Source organism: Runella sp. (assembly GCF_965279615.1).
Classification (GTDB): Bacteria; Bacteroidota; Bacteroidia; order Cytophagales; family Spirosomataceae; genus Runella.
Window position 1 is genome coordinate 4,511,140 of the sequence record NZ_OZ257252.1, and the last position, 12,447, is coordinate 4,523,586.

At 39.9% G+C, this 12,447-nt stretch carries 12 protein-coding genes; 6 read left to right on the forward strand and 6 right to left on the reverse strand.

Annotation, left to right across the window (positions count from 1 at the left end):
• The first annotated feature begins 2 nt into the window (after nt 1-2).
• Together ACQY73_RS19385 and ACQY73_RS19390 are read left to right on the forward strand one after the other, a co-directional pair.
• A complete protein-coding gene (locus tag ACQY73_RS19385) occupies nt 3-431 on the forward strand; it encodes a (4Fe-4S)-binding protein (protein WP_428653919.1) in 429 nt (142 codons plus the stop codon).
• 90 nt (nt 432-521) lie between these two features.
• Entirely contained in the window at nt 522-1,646 is a 1,125-nt protein-coding gene (locus ACQY73_RS19390; RefSeq protein WP_428653921.1) for an acyltransferase family protein, read from the forward strand.
• 56 nt (nt 1,647-1,702) lie between these two features.
• Here ACQY73_RS19390 and ACQY73_RS19395 read toward each other — a convergent pair whose 3' ends face one another.
• Together ACQY73_RS19395 and ACQY73_RS19400 are read right to left on the reverse strand one after the other, a co-directional pair.
• Nucleotides 1,703-3,442 (reverse strand): VRR-NUC domain-containing protein, encoded by a 1,740-nt coding sequence (locus ACQY73_RS19395; RefSeq protein WP_428653923.1) that lies wholly within the window; start codon nt 3,440-3,442, stop codon nt 1,703-1,705.
• A 131-nt stretch (nt 3,443-3,573) separates the two neighbouring features.
• Nucleotides 3,574-4,098, reverse strand: a complete 525-nt coding sequence (locus ACQY73_RS19400; protein ID WP_428653925.1) for an ion channel — start codon at nt 4,096-4,098, stop codon at nt 3,574-3,576.
• 116 nt (nt 4,099-4,214) lie between these two features.
• Here ACQY73_RS19400 and ACQY73_RS19405 point away from each other — a divergent pair, with 116 nt between their 5' ends.
• Nucleotides 4,215-5,780, forward strand: a complete 1,566-nt coding sequence (locus tag ACQY73_RS19405; protein WP_428653927.1) for an OmpA family protein — start codon at nt 4,215-4,217, stop codon at nt 5,778-5,780.
• A 54-nt stretch (nt 5,781-5,834) separates the two neighbouring features.
• Here ACQY73_RS19405 and ACQY73_RS19410 read toward each other — a convergent pair whose 3' ends face one another.
• The 3 genes from ACQY73_RS19410 to ACQY73_RS19420 all read right to left on the reverse strand — a co-directional run bounded on the left by ACQY73_RS19410 (nt 5,835) and on the right by ACQY73_RS19420 (nt 8,766).
• Nucleotides 5,835-6,239, reverse strand: coding sequence for an Hsp20/alpha crystallin family protein (locus ACQY73_RS19410; protein WP_428653929.1), 405 nt, complete (start codon nt 6,237-6,239; stop codon nt 5,835-5,837).
• Nucleotides 6,240-6,322: 83 nt separating this feature from the next.
• Complete coding sequence (locus ACQY73_RS19415) at nt 6,323-6,838, reverse strand: uridine kinase family protein (protein ID WP_428653931.1); 516 nt, start codon at nt 6,836-6,838, stop codon at nt 6,323-6,325.
• 134 nt (nt 6,839-6,972) lie between these two features.
• On the reverse strand, nt 6,973-8,766 hold the full coding sequence (locus tag ACQY73_RS19420) for an acyl-CoA dehydrogenase (RefSeq protein ID WP_428653933.1): 1,794 nt from the start codon (nt 8,764-8,766) through the stop codon (nt 6,973-6,975).
• Between the two features lie 395 nt (nt 8,767-9,161).
• On the opposite strand from ACQY73_RS19420, the gene ACQY73_RS19425 reads away from it, so the two are divergent.
• The 3 genes from ACQY73_RS19425 (at nt 9,162) to ACQY73_RS19435 (ending at nt 11,562) form a co-directional block, all read left to right on the forward strand.
• The gene (locus tag ACQY73_RS19425; RefSeq protein WP_428653935.1) at nt 9,162-10,088 is read left to right on the forward strand and encodes a hypothetical protein; all 927 of its coding nucleotides are present in this window, start codon (nt 9,162-9,164) and stop codon (nt 10,086-10,088) included.
• A gap of 67 nt (nt 10,089-10,155) precedes the next feature.
• The gene (locus ACQY73_RS19430) at nt 10,156-10,887 is read left to right on the forward strand and encodes a laccase domain-containing protein (RefSeq protein WP_428653937.1); all 732 of its coding nucleotides are present in this window, start codon (nt 10,156-10,158) and stop codon (nt 10,885-10,887) included.
• Between the two features lie 3 nt (nt 10,888-10,890).
• Nucleotides 10,891-11,562 (forward strand): hypothetical protein, encoded by a 672-nt coding sequence (locus ACQY73_RS19435; RefSeq protein ID WP_428653939.1) that lies wholly within the window; start codon nt 10,891-10,893, stop codon nt 11,560-11,562.
• Nucleotides 11,563-11,656: 94 nt separating this feature from the next.
• Here the strand turns inward: ACQY73_RS19435 and ACQY73_RS19440 are convergent, their stop codons facing one another.
• A complete protein-coding gene (locus ACQY73_RS19440; RefSeq protein WP_428653942.1) occupies nt 11,657-12,010 on the reverse strand; it encodes a hypothetical protein in 354 nt (117 codons plus the stop codon).
• Nucleotides 12,011-12,447: the final 437 nt, after the last annotated feature.

A 12,447-nucleotide genomic window follows, 5' to 3' on the forward strand; every position in this document is an offset into this window, starting at 1 on the left:
ACATGGACGCGCAGATTACAAAAAAATACGATAATGGTGAAGTAACGGTCATTTGGCAACCCCACATGTGTATTCACTCCACCCTTTGTTTCAGAGGTTTACCTACTGTTTTTGACCCAAGGAAACGCCCATGGGTAACGCCCGAAGGCAGTACAACCGAAATGATCGTAGAGCAGGTAAAGAAATGCCCTTCGGGTGCGTTGTCTTATTTTATGAACAATGAAATAGAAGGCGCAGTAGAAGTGGAAGGCGATACTGTAGTAGAAATTTTGTCGAACGGTCCTTTATTGGTATATGGCAATTTGACCGTGAAAGATGCGCAGGGGAATGAAACAAAAAAATCACAGGTAACGGCATTTTGTCGTTGTGGTCATTCCGGAAATAAACCCTATTGTGACGGCTCGCACGTTATGGCAAAATTTGAAGGATAAGCACAGTAGTACATCTCATCAAGTATTTAGTAAGATGTAATAGTCGTTCTCTCAAACCCGTTATTTAATACTCTCACCCACCCTTAACCTATGAGTCAATCTTCTACCGATACCCGACCACGTCGGCTATTGTCTTTGGACGCCCTGCGCGGTTTTGATATGTTTTGGATTACCGGCGGTGAAGAAATTTTTCACCTTCTTGCCGAAGCCACGGGTTGGACAGGTGCCATCATTATGGCCGAACAACTCTCTCATCCCGATTGGAACGGTTTTCGAGCATACGATCTCATTTTTCCTTTATTTTTATTTTTATCCGGTGTTTCGGCTCCTTATTCGTTGGGAATTCGACTTGAGCGCGGTGATGACCGGGGCAAAATGCTTCGTAAAGTGATTCAACGCGGCTTAACGTTGGTACTTCTGGGCATTATTTACAACAACGGCCTTCAAATCAAGCCTTTGGCCGAAATGCGTTTCCCCAGTGTATTGGCACGTATTGGGCTGGCAGGGATGTTTGCACAAATTATTTACCTCTATACTTCTACCAGAACGCAATACATTTGGTTTGTAAGTTTGTTGCTTGGGTATTGGGCATTTGTGATGCTTGTTCCTGTGCCGGGATGCGGTGCAGGCCATATGACCATAGAATGCAATCCCGTCAGTTATTTAGATCGTTTGATCATTCCCGGTCATTTACACAAAGACATTCATGATCCCGAAGGCCTTATCTCCACTGTTCCGGCCATTGCAACGGGGTTGTTGGGCATTTTTGCGGGAAACCTGCTTCGTGCCGACGAACGCTCCACTTCGCGCACCCAAAAAGTATTATTCCTGTTCGTTGCAGGCATTGTTTTTCTGATCATTGGAAAATTGTGGGATTATGTATTTCCTATCAATAAAAATCTGTGGACCAGTTCGTTTGTAATGATCGTGGGCGGTTGGAGCTTGATACTTTTATCCATTTTCTACTGGATCATCGACGTGCAGGGTTGGAATCGATATGCGTGGATATTGGCAGTGATCGGCATGAATTCCATTCTGATTTACATGGCGCAACATTTTATTGACTTTGAACATACATCCGTCCGTCTCTTTCGGGGCATTGTCAAATATTTTTCCGAGCCTTACCAAAAAGTATTTTATGCCATTGGCTACGTCATTGTAGAATGGCTGATGCTCTGGTTCTTGTATAAGAAGAAGGTGTTTTTGAAGGTGTAACCTCACCCCCTCGCTTCGCTCGACCCCTCTCCTTGGTAAGGAGAGGGGTTTTTAATTTAAATTTCGGGAGAATCCGTTGGCTCGACCGGATTTTTCCATTCTACTCGCAATACGCTTGCTTTTACGCCCAGATCAGCCATGAAGTGCATCCAATGAAGTTGTTGAGAAGATAAATGATCAGTGGGAGATTTTACTTCGATCAATTCCAGTCCGTTTTCATCCCAAACCATCAGATCAGGAAAGCCACGGGTATTTTCGCGAAGATTGGTGGCCATTTCCAGCAAAATTGCTCTTAATTGCATGGGCGTTAAGTTGAGCACCATCAGTTTCACCAATTCCAACAACACTTCGTTCCAATCCACCAAGACATTGGCAATGCCGAATTTTTCAATGAATGTACTTTCCAGTATCTGCGCTATTTTTTCGGAAGTTTCCAATTCTGATAATCGTTGCCGAATTTGAGTTACGCGTTTCCGATAAAAATCAGGTTGATAAAAATCAGAAGGCATTCGTTGCAATGGGTGGTGAATGGCCTGAACATTGGTGTCATAAATAATATCCCAAAAAATAAGTCCGAATAACCCACGCCAAGGATAATTCTCAGCGTGTACCGCCACGCGACCGGTGTTGATAAAATGTTCAACTACACCTTGTTCCACTCGATATTTAAAACCAACCGGAATTTGCACACTTTTAGAATCTTGTAAAAAACGCGTAACGCTTTTCTTAACTTTCTTTTTAGAATTGGCTATTTTTTCCTGAAAATCCAAGGCAAAAAAGCGCTCGTCAGCATTTTGGGGGTCTTGGGCAATGACTTCACAAAGAGCGATGGCTTCTTCCAAAAATCCCATTCGATGCAGCAAACGCACCCGACGCTCCCGCGACGGAATATGATCCGTTAATTGATATACTGTCAGCGCCTGTTCGGGCAATTTTTGTCGTTCCAAATACGCCCCAATTCGATTGATCAGTTTTATATAGCCCGGTTGTGCTACTTCGCCCAATGCATGAATAGACGCCTGCCAATTCATGAACCAATCGAAAATCTCTTCGGGTGGGGTAGCAGCTTCCTGCATTTCATAAAATTGCTCGGCTGTTAAAGAAACCATCAATTTGTCTTCCGCATCCCGGCGGGTAGGAAACCGAGCAGTATAAGCATCGTCGCGGTAACGTTCAAAATTTACTTTACCTAAGTCCCGCACCACAAATTCTGTCATGTCGGCATGGCGATTGCCAAAAAACAGGAATTTAAGCATCATCATTTCTACCTCAAACCCAACTTTGATGACTGTTTCCGAAAAGGCATCTGACGCATTAATTGTATGTATTTGATTGACCAACAGTTCAAACGTATAGGTATGATTCAAATACCGAACCAGATCAGGTTTTTTAAGCGGTTTGAGTGAAAGTTCCGTGGGAGGAGCGAGCTTTAGCCATTCTTCTTTTGTAAATAAATTCAACACTTCCAACGCGTACGGCTCGTGTTGAGGATTCAGTTCTTTAATAAAACCCTGATCTTCGAGTTCGTATAAAGCGGCGGGAATATCTTCTATCTCACTGTATTTCAGTTTACCGGTTCGAAAAAACATTCCCCGACGGTTACTGAATCGTACAAAAAGACACTGGGCATCTTCTGACAATGCGCGAAAATCGCGGATAAATTTCTTTTCGTCTTTGTTAAGGATATCACCATAAAGCTTCTCAACAAACTTCACCAAAAACAAAAAGTAATCCAGGTAATACTTGGGAGGAAGTTCGACGGGTGCCGTAGGTTCACGGGAAGGAATTGATTCCATACTTTATATTTTTCAACTTTTGCACTGTCTTCGTGGCTAATACATCTTTTATGTGTAAAAAACCATGCCTGTTTTGAGCTCTTTGTGCATCGAATGTATCGTACAAGCATATAATTTACGCATAAAACAGGTCATTTCCTGCGTTTTTGAAGGGATTCTTTCAGGCTGATAAAATCGGATAAAATGAAAATGACTGTTAAGAATGCCAAAACGATTTCTGTTAACACAACAATTTTAGCAGGAATAGTGGCAGGAGTTATGTCTCCATAGCCAAAAAACGAGAAATTAAGTACGCTGAAATAACCGAATTCAAACATCAATTCGTAATGTGTCATTGCGGGATCGACTCCTGAAAAACTTGCGGGATTGGCACGAAAAAGGCAGTAAAAATCAATGGCATAAGAGAGTGCAATTTGGCTCATATTGATAACCATAATGGTAAGAAAGCGATGATAGGGGATGTTTTGCGCCGTAGCCAAAATGAGTTGTTGTGAATTCTCAAAAATGAACCACCCTGTTTTGGCAAAGGAAAGAAAAATAACCATTGCCGCGAACCAATCCCCTGAAAACCAACCGTGTATCCATACCCAACGCGCAAAAAAACCAAGAAATAAAATCGCTGAATATTCAAAGACGTTATTACGGATATTCGACATAGAGGAATAAGTTTTGCAGTAAAAACAATTAGAATATCAATTTTACCTGCAAATTCGTTAAAATGGTACGAATTTCGCTCTTTGCAGTGATGTTATTCTTTAACTTGTCATTTGTGATGAATCCAACACTAACGGCCTTTTGTTACTTACTCATCCACTCTCTTTATCATTCATTCACAGCCTTTAGCCAACCCAAAGTGGAAAACTTGGGCAATTCGGTTAATTCTGAATACAATGAAATCAACCCTGTTATTTCTCCTGATGGCAAAACGTTGTTTTTTGCGCGGGTAAGTCACCCTCAGAACGCCCACGGGGTGGATGGAAGTCAGGATATTTGGTTTTCTGAACTCAGTAACAGCCAATGGGGATTGGCCCGCCGCATGACTCCGCCCATTAATAAAGAAGAATACAATTGTGCCTACAGTATTACGCCCGACGGAAACACGCTTCTTATCATGGGCGCCTACGAAAAAGGTGTTTACCAAACGCGCGGTTTTTCTTTTAGTAAACGTACCGCCAACGGCTGGTCAGCTCCTCAACGACTGAGCATTCCAAGCCTCGAAAACATGAGCAAAGGCGAATACATGTGCGGATTTTTATCCAACGATGGCAAAACGCTCATCATGGCATTCAGTGAGAAAAAACGGAGCACGAAAGACGATATTTATGTGAGTTTTCAGCAAAAGAACGGAACATGGACTAAACCGACAAGTTTAGGATTAGACGTAAATACCGATGATTTTACCGAAACCACGCCCTTTTTAGCCGCCGACGGTGCTACTCTCTATTTTTCCAGCGACCGTACGGGAGGACAAGGCAGCAATGATATTTATTATACCAAACGCATTGATAAAACGTGGAAAATCTGGTCTAAGCCTGTCAATTTAGGCCCGGCAATCAATACAGAGGGTTATGATGCCTATTATACCATTGCCGCCGCCGGCGATTATGCATATATGGTTTCCAAAAAGAATACACTTGGTAAAGGCGATATTGTAAAAATCAAGATCAAATCAGACGAGCCCAGCGCACCTTCCATTGTACCTGCCCCGGATCCCGTTGTGTTGTTAAGCGGAAAAGTGCTTGATACCAAAACCGGAAAGCCGATTGATGCTCGCATTATTTATGAAAACTTGGCCGACGGCACCGAAGTAGGAACCGCCCAAACCGACCCCAGAACGGGTGAATACAAAATTGTACTTCCCAAAGGGCTAAAATACGGCGTGCGGGCCGTAGCCAAAGATTTTATTGCCGAAGCTCAAAACATTGACTTAACCAATGTTACGGATTATAAAGAAGTCAGCGGCACAAACTTAAAATTAGTGCCAATCGAAATCAATGAAGTAGGTGTACTAAATAACTTATTTTTTGATACAGGGAAAGCAGAAATAAGGCCGGAATCTAATCCCGAACTCGACCGAATGATATTGACTTTCAATGAGAACCCGGGATTAGTCTTGGAAATCGGAGGACATACCGATAACGTAGGAGGAGATGCAAAGAATATAAAACTCTCTCAAGATCGCGCTGACTCGGTGCGAGAGTATTTTATTGGAAAAGGGATCGAGCCCGACCGTGTTCAGAGCAAAGGTTATGGAGAATCAAAGCCCAAAGCCACCAATGACACCGCCGAAGGGAGGCAAATTAACCGACGTGTAGAATTTAAGATTTTGAAGAAATAGCAAAGTGTCAGTCTGTATAACCGATTCGTTATAACCGACTGACACATATTAATTTTACTCCAGACCTATATCAATGTGACGGCGAAAATTCCGCGTTGGATGATTGTAAGGTAAGCTAATATTGAGTTCGCGGGTTGCCTGCTCATAATGTGCGGCGATCTTGTCTACATTGACATCATTAGGTAGAAACAGGTTGCCCAACGTGCGCACAGTTTTAAGGTTTTCCATCCCATCGGGGCGTTCTGCAAAAAGGGGCAACAAATGGTATACCCACAAACGATTGTTCAGCACGTCTACCTGAAAACTGTCCGGCTCTAAACCGGCCGTTTTAATTTTTATTTCATAGCCTTTTTCGTCTTGACTAACCGCCAAAACCGGCTCACTCATTCCACCATTGGTTGTGTTTGCATAATCAATCGCGGTCAGAATATCTTGCGGAATTTGAATCTTTGCTTTCATGTTGTTTCTTGGCTTGTTGCTATTAAATTCTCAAACAGCGTACCAAGGCAACTTTTGTGACAAAATGGCTCTTTTTTACAAAATCATTTGTCAAAATGGCGCATAAATTCCTCTATTTCCCCCATCTGATACGGTTTTTCCCCATCAATAGTCATTAGATTATTTAGCTTTTGAGGCGGTTGACCATATTTAAGGAAGCTTTCCCATATATATTTGATGTACCAAGCAGGTTCTTCCCCCCAACGCGTATCGGCTGCTTTGCGAATCCGAAAGGTTTCTTCTGAAATATGTGTGAAAAAGCAACAATCGTAAAGTGTATTCAAATCTGCGTCGGCAAAAGCCAGAATACCTTCGATCACCAATACATCAAAATCCTGCGTCAGAAAATTAGCCCCCTTTTTAAGCAACTCAAAATCAATGGATTCGGGGGTTTCCCAATCTATATGATCTTGAATAAGCGGAATAGTATCCAGTTTCTTTACGAAGTCGTCTTGGTGTAAGGCAATTGCCCGTTTGTTTTGCGAACGAAAATGCCAAACCAATGTTTCGGCAAGCGTCGTTTTTCCTGATCGGCTGCGTCCGCCAATGCCAATAATCATTTTTAGAAGGAGTGAGTTTGCTCACAAACATAAATCCAAAGTACCTTATAAACAACAAATCCCAACAAATGTCGGGACTGTTGTTTCGGTTTTCAATTGTTGATAAAACTTTCAGAGTCAAAACCCCATATCTTTTACAATACCACCTCTTTTTCTGTGGATATTGTCAATACTTCGTTGTCTTTTAAACGTGCCGCCAAACCAAGCGTTTTGGGAACTTCGTAATGGAAATAGAATTTCATCGTATGAATTTTGCCTTCATAAAAGGCGAGTTCTTCTCCATCAGGGTTTTGGGTGACGATGGCGCGTTGGGCCACAATTGCCTGTTTCAGCCATTGCCATGCAACCGTACTTATGCCAAACATTTCCATGTATAAAGTAGCATCCATCAAAAAGCGCTCAATATCTCCTTTCATGGCATACGGCATCAATGCCATCGTTACTTCCTGCAAGCGTCCGAGTTCGGCTTTGAGTTTTTGAGCGTAAGGCTTCAGATTTTCATACGTCTCCGCTTCGCCAATGGTTTTGGCTACTTCTGCAAAAAGGTATTGTGCAGGTTTGCCGCCTTTCATGGTCATTTTTCGACCAAGCAGATCCTGCGATTGAATGCCCGTTGTTCCTTCATAGATTGGGGTAATGCGAATATCACGGTAAAGTTGTTCCAACGGAAAATCTTCAGTAAAACCATACCCGCCAAGCACTTGCAATCCATTGCTTACGGCGATCAATCCCATTTCCGTTGGATAGGTTTTGGCTACCGGCGTCAGGAGTTCAAGCAGTAGATGATATTTTTCTTTTTCTTCCGGGTCTTCGCTTGCGTGGGCAATGTCTGCACAACGGGCCGTTTCCATCAAAAGCGAAAGCGAACCTTCCACGATTGCTTTTTGGAGCAATAACATGCGTTTTACATCCGGATGCTGAATGATCGGAATTTGAGGACTATCCAATGCCGATTTCTCATTTAGACGACGGCTTTGCGGACGTTCTTTTGCATATTCCAACGAAGCACAATAAGCGGCGGAAGCAATGGCCGCTCCCGTCATACCCACCCCGATACGAGCTTCGTTCATCATCTGAAACATATAATTCAACCCTCTGTGAGGCTCGCCTACCAACCATCCAAGACAGTCGTCATTATCACCCATGGTAAGGTGCATGGCAGGAACTCCTCTTTGCCCCAACTTATGGTATATGCCCGTTGAAATTACGTCATTTTCGGTTCCGTCAAGATGATATTTCGGTACCACAAAGAGAGAAATCCCTTTGGTGCCTTTGGGTGCGCCATCGATCCGAGCCAGCATCAGGTGAATAATATTCTCGCACTGATCATGATCTCCGGCCGAAATAAAGACCTTCTGGCCCTTTATTTTATAAGAACCATCCGCTTGCGGAGTGGCTGAGGTAGTTATATCCGATAAAGAACTTCCTGCCTGAGGTTCGGTCAGTGCCATTGTGCCCTGCCATTTTCCTGCCAGCATTTTTTCAACGTACGTTTGCTTTAATTCATCTGAAGCAAAAGTGGCGATCAGTCTTGCTGCTCCCGATGTAAGTCCCGTATACATCATGCCGTTGTTGGCGGCCATGACGATAAATCCAAGCACAGAATTCACGATTTCCGGCAATTGCTGCCCACCATCTTCAAATGAAAAGCCTGTACCGATCAGTCCTGCTTCGCCCATCGCTTTGAGGTATTCGCCTACTTTGGGATGTACAGTTACTTTACCATTCCTTAATTCAGGTTGATTACGGTCCAAATCCCTGTAATAAGGAAACATAATATTATCGCCAATATGCGTCACGGCGTCAATCGTCATATCAAACGTCTCGCGGTCGTGAGCGCTATAGTAAGGGAAATGCGTTAACTCGGTAGCGTTAAATACTTCGTAAAGAAGGAAATTAAGGTTACGACGGCTATAATACTGTGCCATTGATAGTTAAGCAATTAAGGAGTTGGATAACTGTGTTTTATTGGTATGCTTGCATACTGTATTGCAAAGATAAATAAAATTTTTAAACTTCAATGAGAAAGCCGATTCGGGTTAGTTATCCCCAGTAACTAACCGGTTAAACCTCTACTGTGTATCCTATAGTTTATACACGACTTTTAAGACTGAAATAAAACATCTTCTTTTTGAAATCATTTATGGTGACGCATAGCATTATCTTCCGTCTAATGTAGGCTGTTTGACTAAAAGACATAAAAATTGGAACTATCCGGAGATTTGGCTCAACATTAACTCATCAATGTAAAGCCTCTTTTGATATAGCTAATTTACCAATATAGAAAACTTTTTTTTAATCTTTATAATTTACATAAAACGCTATGCCCTTAGAAGAATACTGGTTGAAAGCTAAAAGGTTCTTTTTTAAAGCAACTCAAGTTTGGTATTTTTTGATAGCAATATCTATTACAGTTTTATTAGGGATTTTATATATACTACCACGTATAGAAAGCATTGGGAGTCATATCTATCGAAATGCAATAGTAGTAAATATAATTTGTGACGCAATAGCTGCATTATTGTTATCACTCTTTTTATTTACCTTATGGTCATTGTTCTCAGCAGAAAACATGCAATCTATTGAATTAGTTGATTGTGATGATTCCTTAAAAAAACATCGAATGTTTCTAAAAAAGACAAATTTTTGGTATCACGACGGTCATTTAGGCAAATGGGTTAGAGAAAAAGTGTACCCGGAGTTTATTAAAAAGAAAAAAGACAAAAAATTAACAATTAAGCTATTGATATTAAATCCATTAAAACCGGCAACTATAAAAAATTACAGTCTTTATCGAAAGCGAATAAATGAAGACAAGAAAGGCTTTCAGAATGATAAAGATACTATTAGGGAAATATTGCTTACTATTCTTATTTCTCAAAAAACTATTGTAGAAGGAAATGGCTTTATTGATATTGAGGTTTTCCTAAGGGAAGATTTTAATATAGTGCGAAGAGACTTCTCAAGTAATTGTTTTTTTGAAACTGTAGCAGCTCGGCACTCGCACGCAATAATATATAATAATAATTTTGACTTGAACAGCAATCATGACTATTATTCAACGTACAAACAAGATTTTGAAGAACGCTTAAAAAATGACGCTACATTAAACAAGATTTCATTCTTAACAGAAACAGAATACCGCTCCGGACAAGTTTTAGAAGATTTAATTTTAAAAAATTCATTTTTAAGGGTTATTGACCAAAGTATAATTCAAAATGTTAAACAAAAACACCCGGATATCACTTAATAAAATTCCACAGATACTGAACTGTGACTCATTCGATATATATTTCTCAACCAAAGAGGATGGAAATATGATAAGAACTAATGAAAACAGGGAGTATGCTCATAAGACAAGAATGAATTTTTTGAATAAATGTGGAGTTGATTTAACATACTTTGCCCGGGTTCGCCCTACAGATAGCCCTAATATCGAAGTCGTTGAAATGGGTGAAAGTTGCATAAAAAAACAAGTTTATATAAACAAAGCAATCATTGAGGCCGACTTTGATTTCTATTATGATGGCTCTGACGCAATTTTTTCTCTTGAGCACCAAGTCAGTGTAGGGTTAATGTCAGGTGATTGTATTCCTTTAATAGTTTGGGACAATAAATCCGGATTTCATGGAATCGTACACATTGGGCTACTTGGTGCATTAAACCGGATAGCAGCAAATTTACCCGTAGTATTAAGTAGTGTTAATGTAACTATAGACAATTTACATTTTTATTTTGGCCCTTCAATTGGAGCAGATGATTATTGTTTATCTCTAAGCGGCCTTTGGAAGGCCATAAAACATCAGGTTGAAAGTAAAATTCCTGATATATATAATTTCACTTCCATAAAAAATGACAATACTTATTTCGACATTCAAGCATATGTTATCAGTCAACTTTTAAAAATAGGAGTTCATAGAAATAATATACAGGTCTACCCTTATAGTACAGCGGGCAATGACTCTATTTTTTTCTCACATCACAAATCTCTTCATAAAGATGGCGGTCTTGAGAATGGTCGCTTTTATTCAATTATAAAACCTAAATAGCAAATGATTGAGAACCCCCTTAATCAGTATTTAGCCGAAAGTAATGTATTCAGCGATAATGAACAATTATTATCTGAATTTGTTGAGAGATGCTCAATAAACGGAATCATTAACTCGCTACTTAACGACAAAAAGCAACTCACATTGGTTGCCCGCAAATCTTATTTTCATTCAAACGGATTTATCAAAATCACCCTTATTGAATCCGGCTTGTTTGGGCAAAAGATGAGGTTACATATTTGGCCTCAAAATATTGAATATACGGGCAATAATATACATAATCATGCCTGGGATTACTCATCTATAGTATGCGTTGGCGAACTGAGAATGGATACTTTTCAGGAAACAGTTTCTTCAAATAGTCTATATAATAAGATCAAAGTCGGTGACATAAGTAATATGTCTATAAATGATTATGGTGAAGTTTCTCTTGAGAAGACAACTAGTACATTATTAAATAAACATAATACTTATTCATTATCAAACGATAAAATTCACAAAGTCACTACAGATAGATACACAGCCACTTTAGTTCTTCAAGGTAATCATTTACAAAATTTTTCTTATATTTATTTAAATAAAGGGGAAATGTATAATCCTTATTGTGTAACAAGGCTAACACCTGATCTATTGGAAAGTTTTCTATACGAATTTTCGGCAAAATCAAATAGTTAGTTTATACAAATTGATTAGCGTAATCAAAAAACATTTATTACTTTGTGGCAAAATTTCTGTTTTTAAATCCTTATCAAGAACAACAATTTCCTCATTAAATCGCATTAAGAATAATGCGATCTACTAACCCATCCGTCAATTCCGTTCCACAACCACATTGAGTAAATTTAATGCGAGTGATTTGTAATGCATCATTTAACTCATCTGAATATTCAATAATGCTTTCCATCTGCTCTAACTTGTCAGCAGCCTCAAGTTGGCCTTCCTGCTGTAGAATCGTAGCAGCCGTTTGACGGGTTTGGATAAAATCCACGATGTTCTCGGCCATTAGAGTAGCAATATCAAGCCCTGCACTCACAAACGGCCAAACGGCCAAAAAGCGCTGCCCCTCGGCCGTAGCATTGAGTCGGCGCTGAACGTTGGCATCGGCCAGACCAATATCCACCACCTGCCAGTATTATTCATTAAATTTAAGATTGATTCTACCAATCTATTTCCCCTTTTTCTCGCATTGTGTATTGTTTCGCGGCTAATGAATATCCCAAATCAAAAACATTTGCTAAAGTATACTTTGATGCTCCTATTATACAAAAGGGTACTTCATCATCTATGACCTTTTTTATTATGAAATCTGTTCCATAAAAGGAATTGAATTTCTCTATTGTTATTTCCAGCAAATCAGGAAATGTTATCATTACTTTAAACTCCATTTCATTATATTACTCCATCTATTAATATAAGTTTTATGTTAGGAAACATCCCATTAAATTGTTGAATAATGCCTTGACAAGAGGCACAGTATGGGTTTTTCTGAAATGATTTTTAATTTGCCTGTTATATTTAGATATTTCCCTCCTATAACTGCTCCTAAATTACTTGCCAGTT